The organism is Paenibacillus sp. JNUCC 34 (assembly GCF_058269055.1).
Genome location: NZ_CM177770.1, coordinates 4097691 through 4119792, shown reverse-complemented (window position 1 = coordinate 4119792; position 22102 = coordinate 4097691). Strand labels below are relative to the sequence as shown.

General features: G+C 45.8%; 16 protein-coding genes and 1 tRNA gene. 15 read left to right on the top strand and 2 right to left on the bottom strand.

What is annotated here, in order from left to right:
• Nucleotides 1-52: 52 nt before the first annotated feature.
• Nucleotides 53-811, bottom strand: a complete 759-nt coding sequence (locus AC2TF5_RS19360) for a polysaccharide deacetylase family protein (RefSeq protein WP_491298800.1) — start codon at nucleotides 809-811, stop codon at nucleotides 53-55.
• A gap of 201 nt (nucleotides 812-1012) precedes the next feature.
• Between AC2TF5_RS19360 and AC2TF5_RS19355 the strand changes: the two genes are divergently transcribed.
• The 3 genes from AC2TF5_RS19355 (at nucleotide 1013) to AC2TF5_RS19345 (ending at nucleotide 2512) form a co-directional block, all read left to right on the top strand.
• Nucleotides 1013-1098 (top strand) — tRNA-Leu (locus AC2TF5_RS19355).
• Between the two features lie 314 nt (nucleotides 1099-1412).
• Entirely contained in the window at nucleotides 1413-2099 is a 687-nt protein-coding gene (locus AC2TF5_RS19350) for a uracil-DNA glycosylase (RefSeq protein ID WP_491298799.1), read from the top strand.
• A 17-nt stretch (nucleotides 2100-2116) separates the two neighbouring features.
• Entirely contained in the window at nucleotides 2117-2512 is a 396-nt protein-coding gene (locus tag AC2TF5_RS19345; RefSeq protein ID WP_491298798.1) for a hypothetical protein, read from the top strand.
• A gap of 220 nt (nucleotides 2513-2732) precedes the next feature.
• Here AC2TF5_RS19345 and AC2TF5_RS19340 read toward each other — a convergent pair whose 3' ends face one another.
• Nucleotides 2733-3071, bottom strand: coding sequence for a L,D-transpeptidase (locus AC2TF5_RS19340; RefSeq protein WP_491298797.1), 339 nt, complete (start codon nucleotides 3069-3071; stop codon nucleotides 2733-2735).
• A 209-nt stretch (nucleotides 3072-3280) separates the two neighbouring features.
• Between AC2TF5_RS19340 and AC2TF5_RS19335 the strand changes: the two genes are divergently transcribed.
• From AC2TF5_RS19335 to AC2TF5_RS19280, 12 genes are all read left to right on the top strand, one after another.
• Nucleotides 3281-5086, top strand: coding sequence for a cache domain-containing sensor histidine kinase (locus AC2TF5_RS19335; RefSeq protein WP_491298796.1), 1806 nt, complete (start codon nucleotides 3281-3283; stop codon nucleotides 5084-5086).
• A gap of 13 nt (nucleotides 5087-5099) precedes the next feature.
• Nucleotides 5100-6611, top strand: a complete 1512-nt coding sequence (locus AC2TF5_RS19330) for a response regulator (RefSeq protein ID WP_491298795.1) — start codon at nucleotides 5100-5102, stop codon at nucleotides 6609-6611.
• Nucleotides 6612-6744: 133 nt separating this feature from the next.
• The gene (locus AC2TF5_RS19325) at nucleotides 6745-8232 is read left to right on the top strand and encodes an ABC transporter substrate-binding protein (RefSeq protein ID WP_491298794.1); all 1488 of its coding nucleotides are present in this window, start codon (nucleotides 6745-6747) and stop codon (nucleotides 8230-8232) included.
• A gap of 89 nt (nucleotides 8233-8321) precedes the next feature.
• A complete protein-coding gene (locus AC2TF5_RS19320) occupies nucleotides 8322-9251 on the top strand; it encodes an ABC transporter permease (RefSeq protein WP_491302938.1) in 930 nt (309 codons plus the stop codon).
• Between the two features lie 32 nt (nucleotides 9252-9283).
• On the top strand, nucleotides 9284-10207 hold the full coding sequence (locus AC2TF5_RS19315; RefSeq protein ID WP_241932884.1) for a carbohydrate ABC transporter permease: 924 nt from the start codon (nucleotides 9284-9286) through the stop codon (nucleotides 10205-10207).
• Between the two features lie 26 nt (nucleotides 10208-10233).
• Nucleotides 10234-12531 (top strand): glycoside hydrolase family 3 N-terminal domain-containing protein, encoded by a 2298-nt coding sequence (locus AC2TF5_RS19310; RefSeq protein WP_491298793.1) that lies wholly within the window; start codon nucleotides 10234-10236, stop codon nucleotides 12529-12531.
• A gap of 4 nt (nucleotides 12532-12535) precedes the next feature.
• Entirely contained in the window at nucleotides 12536-15646 is a 3111-nt protein-coding gene (locus AC2TF5_RS19305) for an alpha-mannosidase (RefSeq protein ID WP_491298792.1), read from the top strand.
• 30 nt (nucleotides 15647-15676) lie between these two features.
• The gene (locus tag AC2TF5_RS19300) at nucleotides 15677-16996 is read left to right on the top strand and encodes a glycoside hydrolase family 125 protein (protein WP_241932887.1); all 1320 of its coding nucleotides are present in this window, start codon (nucleotides 15677-15679) and stop codon (nucleotides 16994-16996) included.
• Nucleotides 16997-17054: 58 nt separating this feature from the next.
• Nucleotides 17055-18053, top strand: a complete 999-nt coding sequence (locus AC2TF5_RS19295; RefSeq protein WP_491298791.1) for a glycoside hydrolase family 130 protein — start codon at nucleotides 17055-17057, stop codon at nucleotides 18051-18053.
• 121 nt (nucleotides 18054-18174) lie between these two features.
• The gene (locus AC2TF5_RS19290) at nucleotides 18175-20901 is read left to right on the top strand and encodes an alpha-mannosidase (RefSeq protein ID WP_491298790.1); all 2727 of its coding nucleotides are present in this window, start codon (nucleotides 18175-18177) and stop codon (nucleotides 20899-20901) included.
• A 155-nt stretch (nucleotides 20902-21056) separates the two neighbouring features.
• Nucleotides 21057-21917, top strand: coding sequence for an SPFH domain-containing protein (locus tag AC2TF5_RS19285; protein WP_491298789.1), 861 nt, complete (start codon nucleotides 21057-21059; stop codon nucleotides 21915-21917).
• Between the two features lie 11 nt (nucleotides 21918-21928).
• Nucleotides 21929-22090 (top strand): type II toxin-antitoxin system antitoxin, encoded by a 162-nt coding sequence (locus AC2TF5_RS19280; RefSeq protein WP_491298788.1) that lies wholly within the window; start codon nucleotides 21929-21931, stop codon nucleotides 22088-22090.
• The last annotated feature ends 12 nt before the right edge of the window (nucleotides 22091-22102 follow it).

Below are 22102 nucleotides of genomic sequence, written 5' to 3'. Positions count from 1 at the left end.
GAAAATATAAAAAAGTCTATGTACCGATAAGATACATAGGCTTTTTTGATGTCTAATGATTTACTTCCATGTGGTTTTCTGTATGCTCCCTGTATGAAAGAAGTTCAGAGATTGTGACAAAGGAATAACCTCTTTTTTTCAGCTCAGGCAAAATAATTTTCAGCGCCTCTAAGGTCTGCGTACTGTTTGACACAAAATCATGCATGAGCACGATATCGCCGTTGTGTGCGTTTTTCAAAACTTTGTTTGCGATTCTATTAACACCTGGCTTCCTCCAATCCAGCGTGTCCTGATGCCAGGACCATAAAATCATAAGGAGACCGTTATTTTTACAAAACTGTACGATCGACTCGTTGTAGCTGCCCCCCGGAGGTCGGAATAGTACCGGTTTCTTTCCAACTGCTTTATAAACGGCTTCCTGGGTCTTATCCAGCTCTGATGTAATGAGACGGCTGCCGATACGTTCGAATGACGGATGGCTGAATGAATGATTTCCGATCTCGTGTCCTTCCTCCACCTCACGCTTGACGACTTCAGGATATTTCTCCACGCGGTTGCCGACAACAAAAAAAGTAGCCTTGGCATCATACTGTTTAAGCAAGTCAAGAATTCTGACCGTTGAGTCATCGTCAGGACCGTCATCAAAGGTTAAAGCAATCACCTTTTTTGGGGTAGGGACCTCCCACACAATTTCGCCGCGTTGTTCGTAATAATCACGTTTTTTACTAGTTGCTGAAGGCATGGCACCCGCAGGGGACGTGATCAGTGAAAAGGTGATGATGAACAGCAGCGGTAAACAGAGTTTTTTCATCGGTTATTGTGTCCTTTGCTTGTCATGGAAATTGACATTTTCTTATTATTCTTTGAAGCCGGATGTGATTTTATTCTTTTTTGAAGAATCGGATCGGATTAAAAATCATATTGCATATTGACAGCATATATAGATACGTGGTATTATCATTTTTGTCGCCGATGAAACAAATATTGCTCAATTGGCGCACATTGACATTATGCCGGGGTGGCGGAACAGGCAGACGCACAGGACTTAAAATCCTGCGGTAGGTGACTACCGTACGGGTTCGACCCCCGTCCTCGGCATCGTAACAGCGTAATAAGCAAGTGAAGAAATAAACCGGCTCCCGGATGGGAAGTCGGTTTATTTTTTGCTGAAAAAAGTGTAATATTTTCTATACGTGCGTGTTCAAAAAGGTCGGTTTTCAGCACCGAGAAGGTTGGATGAAGCTAGGTACTGAGGAGCGGAGCGTACGTATTGGGTACGTGAGCACCGGAAGGACCGGCTGAATTCAAGATTCGATGCCGAGCCCACTTCCTGATCAAAAGCGGACTTTTTGAACAACCTCTATACAACTAAAATTTTGTTAGTCCGGAATATCTGCTGGGAGGAGAAATCTTTGTTTAATAACGATTGGGATTCACTTCTGCAAGAAGAGGTAGAGAAGCCTTATTTCGAGCAGTTGCGATTGAAAGTGGCTGAGGAGTATCGGAATTATACCGTTTATCCACCTCAAGAGGATATTTTCCGTGCATTAAAACAGACCTCATACAAGGATACGAAGGTTGTTATTTTGGGTCAGGATCCATATCACGGCTACGGGCAAGCTGAGGGCCTCAGCTTTTCTGTTAAACCCGGAGTTAAAACACCTCCATCATTACATAATATTTATAAAGAGCTGATAGCGGATATGGGGATACCTACTCCAAGTCATGGATCTTTGATGCACTGGGCTTATCAGGGCGTTCTGCTTCTGAATGCAGTACTAACCGTTCGAGAGGGACAACCTAATTCGCATAAAGGGCTGGGGTGGGAAAGATTCACGGACGCCATTATTTCGAAATTAAATGAACGTGAGAGTCCAATGGTGTTTATTTTATGGGGAAGCTACGCGCAAAAAAAAGGAGTTTATATTGACCGGAGCCGGCATAAGGTGCTGGAGTCTAGTCATCCAAGCCCTTTTGCCGCACGCAAAGGATTTTTCGGAAGTCGTCCATTTTCAGCGTCAAACACTTTTTTGAAAGAGCAGGGCATTGAACCGGTAAACTGGGATGTTCCCGGCATACCGGTTGCGGAAGCGAAATAGTCCGGGAGGTGGCCAGATTGAAACATTGGATTGGTCGTCGGGTTGTTGTACAGCGTCTTGACGGTACAAAGGTCGCGGTCGAAGGTGTGCTGAAAACATGGGACAGTGTGCATGAGAAATTAGTGATTGTACCTGGTGATGTTGTTGTGCCTTTTCATGCGATTGCCAAGATTGAAAGGGCTGATCGGTCTCCGTCTCTGAACAATATTGGCTACAAAATCAATCATTCCATACAATTTGATAACGCCGTATATTTCCGCTCACACGTAATGGTGTGGAGAGGGAATTCTTTAGTGGCATCTCAAGCGATATTGACAGCACATGATGCAGAAACGGTTACGCTGTCGACTGGTATACGTTTGCGTAAAGATGAACACAGCTTTGTGGTGCGTTCCCTGCGCGGAAGAGTGTGATATATGCGAATATACAATGCATACAAAAAAGGCGCCGGTCGTATCTCTGGCGCCTTTTCATATTCTCCATTAAATTATTATGCATTCTCTACCTTCTCAGCCAGAAAGACTGAGCACCAGATTGAGGATCACTTTTCCGATGATGAAATTGCTAAGCGGGTTGTCAATTTCACTAAGTACTTCTTGTCCGTTTTTGCGAAATCACTCTGCACAAGAAATATTAGCGCCTTATCTTCACCGGGGTATGGATGGGAACAAGAGAAGCCAGTTCATTAACATCCTCGTTGTACATACGGATACAGCCATGTGATACGGATCTTCCGATGGAAGAAGGATCATTCGTTCCGTGAATACCGTAATGGGGCTTCGATAAGCCTAGCCAGTATGAACCAAAGGGTCCACCCGGATTAGGCTCTTTACTAACGATGGTGTAGTTGCCGGAGGGCGTCTGAGTAGCTAGTTTACCGACAGCGATAGGATAAGTGTGCACCACACGATTTCCGTCAAGCAAATGAAGCTGATATCTTGGTAAATCAACGATAATTCGGTAATTAGGCACAATGAATCACTCCTTCTTCACCTATCTTATGTGTGGGAAGAGTCGAGGCGCATTAAAGCGTGCGAAATGGGCCGTTATCGCATTTTCCATAATGTTCTAATTCATGCGATCGCCTAAATTATTACAACGAAATAAAATGGTCGGAACGTGTTATAGTATAGAAGCGGTAACCAAGGCGTTCTTACACATCAGGAAGGAGATTGACAGTCGTGTCTCCTGTTAATTTTTATAAAAATTATATTAAAAACAATATGTTCACCAAAATACTGCTCCTGTTTGCTGCGATCACTGTGGTGACGATTCTTTCGTTGTCATATCTAATGTATTATTTTTTGTCCCAAACTGCCGTACGGGACGAGCTGGGTAACCAACGAGAAGCGGTAGAGCGGGTAGAACGGTATATCAATCAGAAATACGAGACTGTGCAGTCGTATGTGAATGATTTGTACCGTAGCACCGCGCTTAGTGACGACGCTTCCTTTTTTCTGATGAACTCATTCGATGAATATATGGCCAAAAGAATCGACCGGATTATCGAGTCCCGCGGATCCAATTCAGATAGTGTTCTGTCCTATTTCAAAAAGAGTCTGGAAGATGATACTGATATTGAGAATATCATTCTTTACAGCGCAGAGAAGCAATACATTTATGTCTATAAGCAGGGGAGTATGAACAAGCTATATCAAGTCAACTCGGCGCGTTCATTCATCCCGGATGCCATGGCACTGGAGAGCCTGAGCGTAACACTGCCCAATGAATGGGTGCAGAAACTAACTCGGAACGAAGAAAGTCAGCTGTTTTCTATTCGAAGTCCGATTAATGATATGAGAACCTATAAAAATTTGGGCCAATTGCTCGTTTATTTTCGGACAGAGGGCTTGCATCAATTGTTGTCGAGCCAATCTTCTAATATGAAGGGATATATTCTGGTACTGTCAGCTGATGGTGAAGTCATGTTTGACTCTTCAAATAAGTTTTATGGTAAGCGTTATCCATATGCGAAAGAGCTGCTCAATCCGAAGGAGACCGTGGAGCTGGAGGAAGAGTCTTATATAACAACTTTGTCTAATAATCAAGGGGGATTCACTGTCGTTGGAATCGCTCCCAAAGCGGAGGTTACAGCGACTTATGAGGGCCTTCGTAATACGATCATTCTGGCTGCCCTGGCATGTGTGTTATTCGCTGTCCTACTCCCTGCTGTAGTGGTTGTTAACTATTCGAAGAGAACCAACAACATTATTCGATTTATGCGTAAAGTAGAGACCGGGGATTTTGTAGCCAGAATTCAGGATCCGAAGGAAGATCAGCTCGGACAGATTTCACAGAGTTTTAATGAGATGCTGGATAAGCTGACCAAGTATATCGACAAAGTGTATAAAGCGGAGATCAATCAGAAGAATGCGGAATTGTCTGCGCTTCAAGCAAGAATTAACCCACACTTTTTATATAACACACTGGAAGTCATTCGAATGAGGGCGCTTTCCCAAGGGGCTCAGGATGTCGGTGAGATGATCTACAGCTTGTCTGTACTCTTTAAGAATCTGGTGCAGACCAAGCACAATTACACGCTGAATGATGAACTTGAGGCGTGCCGTTTATACCTTGAACTGTTTCGGATCCGGTATAAAGACAAGTTCACCTATGAATTCGACTGGGAGAAGGAGATCGGTGCAGTCCCGATGATTAAGATGTCGCTGCAGCCACTAATAGAAAATTATATTGTTCATGGTCTGAAGACAGACCGTTATGATAACCACATTCTCATTACAGCTGTCCGGGAAGATGAGCGGGTGCATATTGAAATTCGTGATAATGGTAAAGGAATTACAGCGGACAAGTTGGAGAGTATCCTGAAGCGTCTTCAGTTAGCTGAGGCTAGCGGGGAGGAATCATTTGGCCTAAGAAGTGTTAACGAGCGTCTGAAGCTCACTTACGGAAGTAAGTTTGGTATGGACATCCAGAGCAAGCCGGGTATCGGTACTACGGTGTCGATTGATTTTCCGGTGACAGAATAGGAGATGGAAAGTGATGTATAAGGTATTTATCGTAGACGACGAACCTTTTATTATTGAAGGACTGTATGATGCCGTGGATTGGCCGCGGTTCGATATTGAAATTGTTGGTAATGCAGAAAACGGAAAGCTGGGGCTTGAGAAATTGAAAGACCTCCCTGTAGATATACTGATTACGGATATCTCTATGCCTGTCATGACAGGGCTCGAGTTAATAGCGGAGGCCAGAAAAATCAAACCGGAACTTAAAGTTATCATCCTTAGCGGGTTTGACGATTTTGCTTATTTAAAGGAAGCCATGCGTCTTGGAATTGAGAATTATCTACTTAAACCGATTAATCTAAAAGAACTTGAGGAGACACTCTCTGGAACAATTGAGAAGATCAACGCTTCAAGAGCGAGTTATGCGCTTAATGAGTATGATATCTCCATTCTGAGAAGTAATATTTTGCACCGGTGGTTAACCGGGAAGATCGAGCCGGAAGAGCTGTCAGAGCGTGCTTCTTTACTGGGCCTTCGACTCGACCAGCCTTACATGATGGTGTCTGTGCTGCGAACTCAGTCGGCTAAAGTGGAACAGGCACTGATACAACTGGTAGAAAATGAAGACAATGTTCTGTATCTTATCGATTATGACGGAGACTTTGTTGTGATTTTTACGATGGATGATTCCGAAGCTGAGAAACCAAGAGCTATCCGGCTACTTCAGCAAGTCAGGGAGCAGTGTTTCGAAGAAGATATTTGTATTTCTCTAGGAAGTGTGGAGACCCTTTCAGAGCATAACACGGACAGTTATCGGCATGCGAAAGAGGCTCAGGAGTATTTTCTGGTCCTAGAGCAGCCATCATATGTGGACTATGTAGACATTAAGGAACGTAAGGAGGAGGCTTCACGATCCTTCTCGCTACATTGGCCTGACTATGCCAAAGGCATTGCAGCAAGGGATAAACAAGAGTTGTTTAATAAAATCGAAAGTGATTACGACCAACTTCGGAGTACGCCTGGCATTGTGCCGAGCGCGTTACAAAGTTTTGCTGTGGAACTGATTATCCGATTTAAGATGGAGCTTAGCGACATCCAATATGGTGCTGCCCCGGACTTCGTTAAAAACACACTTAACCGCATTATGGAATCGGTATCGATAGATGATTTGATTGCTGCTGTGAAGGAGGGGATTGGAGGTCTGGTCGATTCCTTGAACAGCGATATCAAAAGTCCTGTGATTCAGCAAACCCTCCACCATATTCATCAATCTTATAACGAGGATTTGTCGCTTAAAGTGCTTGCTGGGCAATACCATATTCATCCGGTTTATTTGGGGCATCTTTTCCATAAGGAAACAGGGGAGAGCTTTACGGAATACATAAACCGTTACCGGATTGAGAAAGCTAAAGAACTGCTTCGTACGACAAACCTTAAAGTTCAAGAAATCTCCAGGGAAGTCGGTTATTGGGAAACTGGATATTTCTATAAGCAATTCAAGAAGTATGTAGGTTTATCGCCAAGAGACTTTAAAGGACTGCTCTGATGCATTGCTCAGAGTAGTTTTTTCTTTATTTTCACCATAATAACTTTGATTTTTAACCTATGTGAAACTGCTTTCATCCGGTAACCTTAAAAGTGTAGAAAGCGTACAAGAGAGAAAAAAGGGAGGAAATGAAATGAGTAAATCAAGAAAGAAGTGGCTGCTTCCAGTTACATTGTTGTTGTCCGCTTCCATGCTGCTGTCTGCTTGCGGTGGTGACAAAAAGGATGCTAATGAAAGCGCAAGCAACGATGGTGCATCAGCTAAACCAGTGGAACTGATCTGGTATACGGTCGGTCAGCCTCAGAAAGATCTGGATAAAGTTGAGGCTGAGATCAATAAGTACACTGCTGAGAAAATCGGTGTAACCGTTGACATGAAGCAGATTGACTTCGGTGACTATACACAAAAAATGCAGGTTATGGCAGCTTCCGGTGAGCCGATGGACATTTTGTTCACAAGCTCATGGGCATTTGATTACGTTCAAAACGCAAGAAAAGGCGCATTCATGGAGCTTGATGAGTTGATTGAGAAGCATGGACAAGGCATTAAAGAAGCACTTGACCCTGCTTTCCTGGAAGGCTCCAAGGTTGACGGACATAACTATGCGATCCCGGCTAACAAAGAGCTTCCGGCTCAAGAAGTATGGCGTTTCAACAAAAACCTTGTTGAGAAGCACAACCTGGACATTTCCAACGTGAGATCATTGGAAAGCCTTGAGCCACTGCTCAAAACAATTAAGGAAGAGGAGCCAAATGTTGTACCTCTCGCGATCAACAAAGATTACGCTCCAGTACTTCCTTTCGACTACATCATTGAAAAAATGCCGATGGCTGTTCATATGGACGATAATGAAGAATTGAAAGTTATCAACATCCTCGAAGCTCCAGAAACGATGGAAGCTTTGAAAACAATGAATAAATTCTACAAAGCAGGATACATTTCTCCTGAAGCAGCAACAACAACTTCTACACAAGATTTGTTTACTTCTGGAAACTGGTTTACAGACCGCGCTTCTACACAGCCGTTCGCCGATAACATGTGGGGTGCAAGCTACGGTTACCCAATCGTCTCCACACCAGCTGGCGACCCTATCATCTACAACTGGTCTGTAATGGGTTCCATGCAAGCGATATCCGCGAACTCTGATCATCCTGAAGAAGCTATGAAATTCCTGAATCTGCTTAATACGGACGAAACACTTCGCAATATGGTGGATTCCGGTATTGAAGGCGTGCACTACAAAAAACTTAGTGAGAATGTAATGGAAAACTTGCCTGAATCCAAGAACTACGACATGCCTACATTTTCACTTGGTAACGTCATGCTTACTTATTTGAACCCTGAAGATCCTGAGAACAAGTGGGAAGAGTTCAAGAAGTTTAACGCATCCGGTCAACCTGCACCGCTGCTCGGTTTCAACTTCGATCCTACAAAAGTTTCTACCGAACTTGCGGCGGTCAACAACGCGAAAGAAGAATTCTGGGCTCCATTGATGACGGGTACCGTAGATCCAGAACAATACCTGCCTAAAGCAATCGAGAAATTAAAAGCTGCTGGTCTGGACAAAATCATAGCTGAAGCTCAAAGCCAAATTGACGCATGGAAAGCAAGCAACAAGTAAGAAGATTGACAACGTGAATACGAGGGGCGGCGGTCATTGACCGCCCTTCTCTTTTTCATTCATCACGAGGAGGGATTAACGTGAGAGCGATCGGACAATTCTTTAAAAATATTATGCTCAATAAAGCGATGCTGTTCTTTGTTTTGCCTGGAGCCATCTGGTTTCTCTTTTTCTCCTACTTGCCGATGTTAGGAACGGTCATTGCGTTTAAAGAATACCGTTTTAGCCGCGATGGATTTCTGGCCAGCATCATAAACAGTAAGTGGGTCGGACTTGATAACTTTAAATTTTTGTTTAGTACAAACGACGCATATATCATTACGAGAAACACGGTGTTGTATAATTTCGCCTTTATCGTCCTAGGTCTCATCTTGTCTGTTGCCCTGGCGATTGTACTGTCTGAAATCGTAAATAAACGACTGGCGAAAGTTTACCAGACCGGCATGTTTCTGCCCTATTTCTTATCATGGGTAATCGTCGGTTATTTTGCATTTAGCTTCTTGAGCTATGATAAAGGGGTGCTGAACCAAATTCTTGCTTGGTTTGGTGCAGATCCGGTTCAGTGGTACTCGGAATCAAAATACTGGCCTCTATTTTTGATATTGATTAGCTTGTGGAAATCCATTGGTTATAACAGTGTTATTTATCTCGCATCTATTACGGGGATCGACAAATCGCTCTATGAAGCGGCTATGATTGACGGCGCAAACAAATGGCAGCAGATCAAGTCAATTACGATCCCAATGCTGAAGCCACTTATGACCATCTTAACCCTGCTTGCAATAGGCAGAATCTTTTATGCGGATTTCGGACTGTTCTATCAAGTGCCGAGAGATTCCGGTACGCTTTATTCGGTTACGAACGTTATCGATACCTATGTATACCGTGGACTTAAGACTACCGGTGAGATCGGTATGAGTACTGCCGCTGGTCTGTATCAATCTGTTGTCGGATTCGCCCTTGTTATGACTTCGAACTATATCGTGCGCAAATATGACAAGGAGAACGCGTTGTTCTAATCCGCAAATTTTCATCAAAGGGGGTACGTAACGTGAATAATAGCAAAACCAAGATCAAGACTCGGGACTTTCATCAGGTTTCTAAGGGTTGGAATATTGTAGGCAATCTTATTGCAGGTATTTTTTCCTTTTTATGTGTATTCCCGTTTTTATTTGTAATGATCATTTCCTTTACGGATGAGAAATCTCTTGCCAGTAACGGATATCAGATTTTTCCTGAGAAATGGAGTTTGGAAGCGTACAAGTACGTATTCGAGACAGGGGATACGTTACTTCGCTCGTACGGTGTAACGATCTTTATAACCGTTGTAGGTACGCTCATCAGTTTATGTATTATCTCATTGTACTCCTATGCGATTTCACGTAAGAGTTTCAGATACCGTAACTTCTTTTCGTTCTTCGCATTCTTTACGATGCTCTTTAACGGCGGTATGGTGCCGACTTATATTGTTGCTACACAGCTTTTGGGACTTAAGGATTCGATCTGGTCGCTCATATGGCCGCTTGCCGTTAACGCCTTTTACATCATGATTCTGCGAACGTTTTATGTCACGAGTGTTCCGGATGCGATTGTTGAGTCCGGTAAAATTGATGGAGCATCGGAGTTCAAAATTTTCTATAAAATCGTTCTTCCGCTTTCCCTTCCTGGGTTGGCAACGATCGGATTGTTCAGCACACTCGGATACTGGAACGACTGGTTTAACGCACTCTTGTACATTGACGATCCGAACCTGGTTCCATTGCAGTCCATGTTGATGCGGATTGAAACGAGCATGCAGTTCATTCTGCAAAATTCTCAAAACTCTTCACTTAGCATGGAGGCTCTTCAATCATTGCCTCAGGACACTTCCCGTATGGCGATGGTGGTACTGGCTACCGGACCTATCATTTTAGCTTATCCGTTCTTCCAACGTTACTTTATCCAAGGCTTGACGGTTGGTGCGGTAAAAGAATAATCCATGTAAAGACCGGAGGGATTCAGATGACTTATAAAGATGCTGGCAAGCCAGCCATGGAAAGGGCTCAGCACCTGCTTAGCCTCATGACTCTGGAAGAAAAGATCGGACAGCTGATTCAACCTTTCGGCTGGAAGACCTATGAATATAAGAATGGTCAAATTTCATTAACTGAATCTTTTAAACAGCAAGTGACAAACGGCGGAGTGGGCTCCCTCTACGGGGTACTCCGCGCCGATCCGTGGACAGGAGTAACGCTCGAAAATGGTCTCTCTCCCCAGGAAGGCGCTCAGGCGGTAAATGAAATTCAACGTTACGCCATTGAACATTCCCGTCTGGGCATTCCGATTCTGATCGGAGAGGAGTGCTCTCATGGACATATGGCGATTGGTGGTACCGTCTTTCCTGTACCGCTGTCGATAGGAAGCACATGGAATGTAGATTTGTACCGGAAGATGTGTCATGCAGTTGCCCTTGAGACGCGTAGTCAGGGCGGGGTAGCGACTTATTCGCCTGTGCTGGATGTGGTGCGTGATCCCCGTTGGGGACGCACGGAAGAATGCTTTGGGGAAGATCCTTATCTGATCAGCAAAATGGGTGTTGCCTCGGTTGAAGGACTTCAAGGTGAGTCTCTTGATCGGGACGATAGTGTAGTGGCGACGTTGAAACACTTTGCAGGCTATGGAAGCTCGGAGGGTGGAAGAAATGCCGGACCTGCACACATGGGACGGCGCGAATTGATGGAAGTAGATTTGCTGCCGTTTAAAAAAGCGGTTGAAGCTGGAGCCGAGTCTATTATGCCGGCATATAACGAAATCGACGGAGTACCATGTACAGTCAATTCCGAGCTGCTTGACGACATTCTTCGCCAGGAATGGGGTTTTGACGGGATGGTCATTACCGACTGCGGAGCTATTGATATGCTTGCTTCCGGTCACGATACGGCGGAGGATGGCATGGATGCTGCGGTTCAGGCCATTCGGGCAGGGATCGATATGGAAATGTCTGGAGAAATGTTCAACAGACATTTGTTAGAAGCCGTGAAACTCGGTAAGCTGGAAACGGAAGTTATTGATCAAGCTGTCCAGCGCGTACTTTGTCTGAAATTCAAACTCGGATTGTTCGAAAATCCTTATGTTGATCCGAATCGTGCAGGGAACGTCATAGGGAGTAGCAAACATATTGCATTAGCCCATCAGCTTGCCGCTGAGGGTACCGTTTTGCTCAAGAACGAGAACAGGATTCTTCCGCTATCCAAAACGTCCGGTAAGATTGCGGTTATCGGTCCGAATGCGGATCAAGGTTACAATCAGCTCGGTGATTATACATCACCGCAACCTTCCCACAGCGTGGCTACTGTGCTGAAGGGAATTCGTCACAAACTGAAAGATGAGCCGCAGCGTGTGCTGTACGCACCGGGGTGCCGGATTAAGGATGATTCAAAAGAAGGCTTTGATTTGGCTTTGTCCTGCGCAGAGCAGGCGGATACGGTCGTTATGGTACTTGGGGGCTCCAGCGCCCGTGATTTCGGGGAAGGAACGATTGATCTGAGAACCGGGGCATCTAAAGTGACGGAGCATTCTTGGAGCGATATGGATTGCGGTGAAGGAATAGACCGAATGACCCTTCAGCTGTCGGGTGTGCAGCTAGAACTGCTCCAGGAAATTCATAAACTCGGCAAGCCGGTTGTAGTTGTATTGATCAATGGACGACCTATTGCAGAGCCTTGGATTGACCAGCATGCCCATGCCATTCTTGAAGCTTGGTATCCGGGCCAGGAGGGCGGTCACGCCATCGCCGATATTCTGTTCGGTGACGTAAACCCATCGGGACGTCTGACTATATCAGTACCTAAGCATGTTGGTCAGCTCCCTGTTTATTATCACGGAAAGCGCTCGCGTGGAAAAAGGTATTTAGAAGATGATTCACAGCCGCGTTATCCGTTTGGATATGGTCTGAGTTACACCGAGTTCAGCTACAGCGATCTGAAAATTGAACCGCAAGTGATCCGATCTGACGAACAAGCGACGCTGACCGTTAACGTAACCAATACGGGAGACCGTGAAGGGGACGAAGTCGTTCAGATGTATATATCCGATGCCGTAAGTGATTACACCAGACCTGCCAAAGAGCTAAAAGGCTTCCGCAAGATCCACTTGAAGCCGGGAGAATCAAAGACTGTTGAGTTTACGGTTGGAGCAGAACAGTTGCAGTATATCGGCAAAGATTATAAGTATGTTGTTGAGCCTGGTCTGTTCCGCGTGATGGCAGGTAGACATGTCAATGATACACTTAGCATTGATCTGACGGTGCAGGAGGATTAAATTCATGGAGCGAATTAGACGATTTATCATGGAATTGTCAGAGCATCAATGGCTGGAGGTTATGGGGCTGCGGGATTGGGATATTACACGTTCCACTTATAAACTCCCGGGACAATATGAGAATACAGAACCTTATCCACAAGGAGAGGGACTGGAGCGGTTCCCGAGCAATCAGGGAACAACGTATTTCTTCCGCAAAACACTGGAGCTTCCCGTTACATGGTCTACCGACAAGATCGGTTTCGTGTTCGAATCTGGAGGCGAGGGTCTGCTGCGTGTAAACGGCCGTTCTTATCAAGGGCTGGACCGGAACCATACGTTTGTCACCTTGGATCCCGAAAGAACCGGACCTAGAGTAGAACTCGAAATTGAGCTGTACGACCCGATTCCAGAGCCGGTGGATCCACTGAATCAGCAGGCGGTAATCCAGCCTCCGATTACCTCCATCCGCAGTATGCTAGTTCGGGTCAATGCACCTGTACAAAGTCTGATGTACACCGTAACTGTTATACGCGATTCCTTGCTCCTGCTACCTGAGCAGGACTTCAGGGGTGTCCGTCTCATGGAAGCACTTTACCGTGCGATGGACAGGTTCGTCGCCATGGATGAGGCTGCAGTGCGTATGGGAGAAGCTATCATTCGGCTTGAAAAGGACCTCGTCCGCGAGATTGGTGAGATCGGCGGCAATGCCGAGGGGACCGAGCACATGGTCGGACAGTCACATATTGATATCGCGTGGCTGTGGCCTGTACGGGAGACGGTCCGAAAAACAAGCCGTACCTTTTCAACCGTTGATGCTTTGATGGAGGAGTATCCTCAATATAAGTATGCACAGAGCCAGCCGCTGCTGTTTCAGTTTTTGAAAGACAATGACCCCGAGCTATACGAGCGGGTGAAAGAGAGAGTAGCAGAAGGACGCTGGGAGCTGGTCGGAGGAATGTGGGTCGAACCGGACCTGAACATACCGAGCGGGGAATCACTTATGCGTCAAATGCTTTACGGTCAGCGCTTTTATCAGCAAGAGTTTGGGAAAATGTCGGATATTGAGTGGCTTCCGGATACATTCGGTTATTGTGCTTCACTGCCGCAAATTTTGAAACATGGCCGTATCCGTTATTTCATGACCACAAAACTTGGCTGGAATGATACGAACGTATTTCCGTACGACTTATTTCACTGGGTAGGGATTGACGGAACGCCGATGTTGTCCTACTTGAACCATGGAGTGAATGAAAATACACTGCCGAAGGATGTTCATGACCATTGGCAGTCTTATCGCCAGAAAGATGTTCATAACGAGCAGATGCTGCTCTACGGACATGGCGATGGCGGCGGTGGTGCAACCCGTGAAATGCTAGAGTATATCGACCGGGCAGAATTGATGGTAGGCCAGCCGGCCAGCCGTTACAGCACGGCAGCGGAATTTTTCGAAAGTATTGAAGAGCGCAATCCGAAGCTTCCAACATGGCGAGGGGATCTCTATCTGGAATTGCACCGCGGAACCTATACCACACATGGTCGTAATAAGAGGCACAACCGGAGAGCGGAAATGCTGTACCGCGAAGCAGAGCTGTGGAACACGCTGGCAGCTCCAGCCATGGCTGATGGACAGATACAAGAAGTAAACACCACACTTCATGACGGCTGGAAGCTGATTCTTTTAAACCAGTTCCATGACATTATCCCGGGGTCAGCGATTACCGAATCATACGTGACCTCCGAGAAAGAGTATGGTGAAGTATTCGATAAAGGAAACACATCGCTTCAGATCGGGCTTCAAGCACTCGCAGCACAAGTGAGTACTGAAGGAGAAGGGCTTCCATACCTCGTATTCAACAGTTTGGGATGGTCCCGTGATGCCGTCATATCGATACCTTGTGAAGATAGCCCGGATGAGCAAGCTGTTTACGATGCCGAGGGTAACCTCCTCAAGAGTGACGTAGTGACCGATGACACGGGAGTAGTTTCCTTGACCGTGTGTGTGCCGGATGTGCCTGCTTTTGGCTATAAGACAATATGGTTGCGGACAGGAGAGTCCTTGGAAGGACTATCCCGTAAAGATCCGAAAAACCTGGATCATCTCTGGGAAAGTGAGTTCTACAAGATTGAGTTCAATGATCGCGGCGAAATCATCAGTCTCTTCGATAAAGAAGCTAACCGTGAAGTGGTGAAAGATGGAGAACGGGCAAATCGGTTTCATTTTTTCCATGATCGTCCTGTGTTATGGGATGCTTGGGACATTGATACCCGTTATGAGGATCAGGTTGCCGGAGAAGCCGAGCTGTTGGAGAAGAAAGTGCTCCTAACGGGATCGGTAAAAGATATTCTTCGTTTCCGGTGGCGGTTGCATCAATCGGAGATTACACAGGATATGATTTTGTATCATCAGGATCGCCGAATTGATTTTAAAACCCATGTCAGCTGGAATGAATCACATAAATTACTCAAGGTCGGGTTCCCGATCGACGTCGTGGCAGAAAAGGCGACTTACGAGATTCCATTCGGGTCCATTGAACGTCCGACACATCGAAACACGAGTTGGGAACAGGCTCAGTACGAAGTGTGTGGTCACCGTTTCGCGGACGTATCGGAATTCGGTTACGGTGTCAGCCTGCTGAACGACTGCAAGTACGGTTATGACATTCAAGACAGCACCATCCGACTGTCTCTTCTAAGAGCACCTAAATGGCCGGATGTCACGGCGGACCTGGGAGAGCACCAATTCACGTATTCCTTGTATCCTCATATAGGGGATTGGCGTCAAGCTGATACTGTCCGAAAAGCTGCAGAGCTGAACTACGAACTGCCTGTACTTTCTGCGTCTCCAAAACAGGGAACACTGCCACCGACACATTCATGGATTCCGTTTGAGAGCCAGCATGTCGTGCTCGATACAGTCAAACCTGCAGAAGACGGCAGTGGTGTTATTCTTCGTTGGTATGAGTCCACCGGAGGACGTGATTCTGTCACCTTGACGTGGCCGCATCCGTTCGCGAAAGTGTACTTGTCCAATGCGCTGGAGGAAGAAATCGAGATTCTTCCAACCACGGAGGGAACGATTTCACTTCTATTTGCACCTTATGAGATCAAAACAGTGAAACTTATATATACCTAATACCTAACTTAACTAAAGGAGCCAATACACATGGAACAATTTAGACTCCCCAAAATACCTATGCCGACCCTTACGCTGCCACAATCCATTCAAGATGTGCTGAAGGAAGCGGAAGAGAAGCTGGCTCATCGCCCCAAGCTTTTGCAGTTGTTTAAAAATACGTTTCCGAATACGTTGGAGACGACAACTAAATTGATGGATGACGGCACGACGTTTGTCATTACTGGTGACATCCCGGCAATGTGGCTGCGCGACTCCGTAGAACAGGTTATGCATTACGTGCCATTTGCCAAAAATGACCCTGAGCTGCAGCGAATTCTGAGCGGCTTGATCAAGCGTCATATGAACTATATCCATATTGATCCTTATGCCAATGCGTTTAATGAATCCGCTAATGACTGGCACTGGAATACGGATGATGAGACCGATATGTCACCGTGGGTATGGGAGCGCAAGTTCGAAATCGATTCCCTGTGCTTCTCCGTGCGTCTGGCTTATGCTTATTGGAAAGAGACTGGACTTACCGATGTGTTTGATGCAGGCTTTAAAGCGGCTATGCTGAAAATCGTGGAACTGTTCAAGACGGAGCAATACCATTTCGAGCGTTCACCATACCGCTTCACACGGGATAACGGGATTCCAGAGGATTCCTTGCGCAATAACGGTCTCGGCATGCCAGTCAATTACACGGGAATGGTATGGTCAGGCTTCCGTTCAAGCGATGACGCTTGTGATTTCCACTACAACATTCCAGGCAATATGTTTGCTGTAGTAGCTCTGCGTCATATGCAAGAATTCGCAGAATGGATTTTCCGTGATATGACACTTCTTGCTGATCTTAAGAAGCTTGAAGCTGAAATTGATCATGGTATTAAGCTGTATGGTATTTATCGTCATCCAGAGTTCGGACCGATCTATGCATACGAAACCGATGGGTTCGGTAACCATTGTCTGATGGATGATGCAGGAACTCCGGGTCTAATGTCGATTCCTTATCTTGGATATGTAACTGCAGATGATCCGATTTATCAGAACACAAGACGTTTTGCCCTGAGCAAAGAAAATCCGTTCTATTTTGAAGGGAAAATGGCTAAGGGAATTGGAAGTCCGCATACACCAGCGAATTATATCTGGCATATGGCATTGTCCATGCAGGGAATTACGGCATCATCCGCTGAAGAGAAACTTGAAATGATCGCTATGCTGGAATCGACAGATGCGGATACCGGATTCATGCATGAAGGCTTCCACGCTGATGATCCGAAAGTGTTCACCAGATCATGGTTTGCTTGGTCGAACAGCCTGTTCTCTCAACTTGTGTACAAGGCGATGAAAGAAGGCATTTTGTAAGCTTACGTTGATCTAAATTTATGCATAATAAATGTTCTAATAAAAAGGAGACATAACAATGAGCAAAATTATTGGCGAATCCCTAAATAACATCCCTTGGCAGGACAAGCCGGAGGGTCATAATGCTCCGGTATGGCGCTATTCAGCAAATCCGATTATTGAGCGTCACGCAATCCCGAACTCCAACAGTGTATTCAACTCCGCTGTCGTTCCGTTTGAAGGTGGGTTCGCTGGCGTATTCCGCTGCGATTCAAGATCGGTTAGTATGGATATTTTTGCTGGTTTCAGTGAAGATGGCGTGAACTGGAATATTAATCATGATCCTATCGTGTTCGAAGGTGATGAGGAAATAACCAAGCGCGAATACCGCTACGATCCACGAGTGATCAAAATCGGAGACCGTTATTACATTAACTGGTGTAATGGCTATCATGGCCCGACGATCGGTATTGGGTATACGACCGATTTCAAAACGTTCCACCAACTGGAAAACGCCTTTTTGCCGTATAACCGCAACGGGGTAATGTTCCCGCGCAAAATCGGTGATTATTACGCGATGCTCAGCCGTCCGAGCGATACGGGCCATACGCCGTTCGGGGATATTTTCTACAGTGTAAGTCCTGATCTTACCTTCTGGGGCAAGCACCGTTATGTAATGGGAACAATTGATGGAGATGCTTCGGCTTGGCAGTCCAAAAAAATCGGACCTGGACCAGTGCCGATCGAAACGGACAAAGGCTGGCTCTTGATTTATCATGGCGTTATCAATACTTGTAACGGCTTCGTTTATCGTATGGGCGTTGCTCTGCTTGATCTGGATCAGCCATGGAAAGTTAAAGCGCGTTCCCGTAACTACATTTTGGGACCTGAAACGACGTACGAATGCATGGGCGATGTACCTAACGTAACGTTCCCTTGCGCGGCGTTGACCGATGCCGATACCGGCCGCATCGCGATTTACTATGGCTGCGCCGACACCGTGACTGGACTCGCGTTTACGACCGTCGACGAGCTGATGAGCTACATGGAAGAATACCCTTTGGTAGATGAGGCGTAACCTTTAAGCAAAAAACTAACGTTAGAGACAGGCAAGCGTGTAAAATGATGGGTTCAATAAAACATTTCACACGCTTGTCGTATTTCATACACCATTCTATGAAGCAGGGGGAGTTACAACTATGACCCAATCAAGAAAAGCTCATATCATCTCTCATACCCACTGGGATAGAGAATGGTATTTACCTTATGAGAAGCATCATGTACGGCTCATCCAGTTGATGGATCAATTGCTTGAGACAATGGAGAAGGATTCGGAGTACCGCTACTTCTTCCTGGATGGACAGACCATTATCTTGGAGGACTACTTACAGGTACGTCCGGAGAAGAAGGAGCAGCTTGAGAAACTGATCCATGATGGACGTATCCAGATCGGTCCTTGGTATATTTTGCAGGATGCCTTCTTGACGAGCAGTGAAGCGAACGTTCGTAACATGCAAATCGGGCATCAAGATACCGAAGCTTACGGAACGATATCCAAAATTGGCTACTTCCCTGACACATTTGGCCTCGTAGGCCAAACACCGCAGCTGATGAAGCAATCCGGTATCGACAATGCCTTCTTTGGTCGCGGAGTTAAGCCGACAGGCTTTAACAATACGGTATCGGATGGAGATTTTGAGTCTTCATTCTCCGAATTGGTATGGGAAGGTCCAGACGGCTCCAAAGTGCTCGGTATTCTGTTCGCGAACTGGTACAGTAACGGTAACGAAGTTCCTGTCGATGAAGAAGAAGCTAAAGCTTATTGGGAAAGAAAGCTTGCGGATGCTGAGAAATATGCATCAACGGGACAACTGCTCTATATGAACGGATGTGACCACCAGCCGATCCAATGCGATCTTCCGGAAGCGATTCAAACAGCGAAGAAGCTTCATCCGGACACGGAGTTTGTTCACTCTACCTTTGCTGATTACTTGGTAGACTTGAAGAACAATATGAGCCAAGATTTGTCCTCTGTACAAGGCGAGCTTCGCAGCCAACGTACCGACGGATGGGGGACGCTGGTAAATACAGCTTCCGCTCGTGTTTACCTGAAGCAGATGAATCAGACAGGCCAGAGCATTCTGGAAAAGGTTGCTGAACCGCTTGCTTCCTTCGCAAGTCTGGTTGGACAAGAGTATCCGCACCATCTGTTTACCTACGCTTGGAAGACACTGATGCAGAATCATCCTCACGATAGTATCTGTGGCTGCAGTGTCGATGAGGTGCACCGCGAGATGGTAACCCGTTTCGATAAGAGCCGCCATGTGGCTGAAAGTATTGTGGATGACAGCAAGAAGGCAATCGCTGAAGCTGTGGATACAACGTCTTTTGCTAAATGGGGAGAGAGTGCCGTTCCTTTTGTCGTATTCAACACTACGGGATGGAAGCGTAGCGGTACGGTAACCGTAGAGCTGGACGCTGAACGTTTATACTTCCGCGATGGATTTTCGCTGGAAGAGACGAGCCGCCGAATGAAAGAAGTTGACCTGTCCGGACGTGCCGTTGTGGATAGCGAAGGAAATAGCGTAGCGTTTACGATGGAAGATCTGGGACTCCAGTTCGGATATGATCTGCCGGATGACAAATTCCGTCAGCCTTATATGTGCCGTAGAGTGAAGCTGACTTTGGAAGCTAAGGACCTGCCTGCACTCGGAATTAAAACCTATGCGTTGGTGAAGGGCGATGTGAAGCCAGTTGACTCGGAGTTATTGCTCACTGGAGACAGAGTACTGGAGAACGGAAATCTGAAAGTGGAGATTGCTTCGGACGGTTCCTTTACTTTGACAGACAAGAGAAATGGGCAAGTGTTCCGCGATCTCGGCGTGTATGAAAACACCGGAGATATCGGTAACGAATACATGTTCAAGCAGCCAGAAGGTGAAGAAACTCTGACAACCAAGGGTCTTGACGCCAAGATCCGTATTGTGGAGGATACACCGTATCGTGCAACCCTGGAAGTGACTCATGAGTGGGAAATACCGGTATCAGCTGACGAGAAGCTTGATGAAGAGCAGATCGAGCTGATCTATTATCCACAGCGTAAAGCTCAGCGGTCAAGTGAGACAGTCATGCTGTCGATCCGTACACTAATTTCCTTGAACCGGGAAGGCAAAGGCATCGAACTGGAAGCAACTTTCAACAATCAGGCGAAGGATCATCGTCTGCGGGCATTGTTCCCAACGGATCTGGAAACTTCCGTTCACCATGCCGATTCCATGTTCGAAATCGTATCGCGAAATAATGTTCCTGCTAAAGAATGGGAGAACCCTAGTAATACAGCACACCAGCAAGCATTTGTTGATGTAAGCGGGGAAGGTGCCGGACTTACGGTGGCTAATCTTGGATTGAATGAATATGAAGTTTTGCGCGATGGTCGAAATACGATTGCGGTAACGATGCTGCGTGCAGTTGGCGAGCTGGGTGACTGGGGATACTTCCCGACGCCGGAAGCACAGTGTCTGGGTGTTAATACCGTACGTATGGAAATCATTCCTCACAATGGTGATGGGATTGCTTCCGGTGCATATGCAGAAGCTTATCAGTTCCAGATTCCATGGACGGCATGCCAGACTGGCGTTCACGAGGGAACGGTATCTCCGGATTTCGCTGCTTTCGAATGGGAAAACGAAGATCTTGCATTTTCGTCGCTAAAAGTCAGCCGTAAATCGGGTGATCTGATGCTACGCTGGTTTAATATGGGCGAAGCTCCTGCTGAACTGACATTGCAGTCCAAGCTTTCCGGGACTCAAGCTTATAAGACGACGATTCTGGAAGAAACAGGAGCTCCCCAGCCGTTTAATGATCGTGGAGAATTTTCGCTTCCTGTGAAGCCTTATGAAATCTTGACCATCGGCGTGAAGGCTTAAAGGTCATGAACTTATAAAAGAATAGATCACTACTTGACTAAAGTCCGATTTCTGCATTTCTTGCGGGAATCGGACTTTGTTTATTTCTATTGCCAACAATTATATCATCATAATATAATTGTGATATCACATTGATATATAGGGGGACGTTAAACATGCAAGAAAAACCAGCATTTAAAGTAAACGGCTATCTCGGTATTATCATATCGTTACTGTTTATCGGTCTAGCTGCATTTCTGATCATTTCCACGGATTCTGTTGGTCCAGCCCTGACAATTCCAGTTCTCTTGATCATTGCAGCTATGCTGATTCTTTCAGGCATAACCGTTGTTCAACCGAATGAGGCGAAAGTTCTTACTTTATTCGGAACCTATGTAGGGGTAATAAGAGAGCAGGGGCTATGGGTAGCTATTCCCTTAACCATTAAATCCAGAGTTTCTCTTCGTGTCATCAACTTTAACAGTGAAAAGTTAAAGGTCAATGATCTGGAGGGAAATCCGATTGAAATTGCTGCTGTAGTTGTCTATAAAGTTTCGGACAGCGCAAAAGCAACATTCGATGTAGAGGATTACGAAGAATTTGTTCAGATTCAAAGCGAGACAGGTATTCGCCACATTGCCAGTCAATATGCCTATGATCATTTTGAGAAAGAAACGGATATGTCATTGCGGAAAAATAGTGATGAAATCGCTGACTTTTTAGCACAAGATCTTCAAAGCCGTCTGGCAGTTGCCGGAGTTGACGTCATTGAGGCTCGCATTATGCACCTTGCCTACTCTTCTGAAGTTGCATCTGCTATGCTGCAGAGACAACAGGCACAAGCTGTATTGTCTGCGCGTAAAGTTATTGTAGATGGTGCCGTCGGTTTGGTGAAAAGCGCAATTGAGCAATTAGCGGATGAAGGTGTTGTTGAGCTTGACGATGATAAAAAGGCACAAATGGTGAATAATCTGATGGTTGCCATTGTGTCTGAAAAAGGAACACAGCCTGTTATTAACACAGGAAGTATCCATTAGGACTTGATCAAATGTCAAAACGAAAAGCTTATCCGCTAAGAATCGATCCCAAGCTCTATGACGCTCTTGAAAAATGGGCTGATGATGAGCTGCGAAGCGTTAATGCTCAAATCGAGATTCTCTTGAAAGACGCAGTGAAGAAAGCAGGAAGATGGAAAAAAGATAAAGAGTGAAATGAATGGATA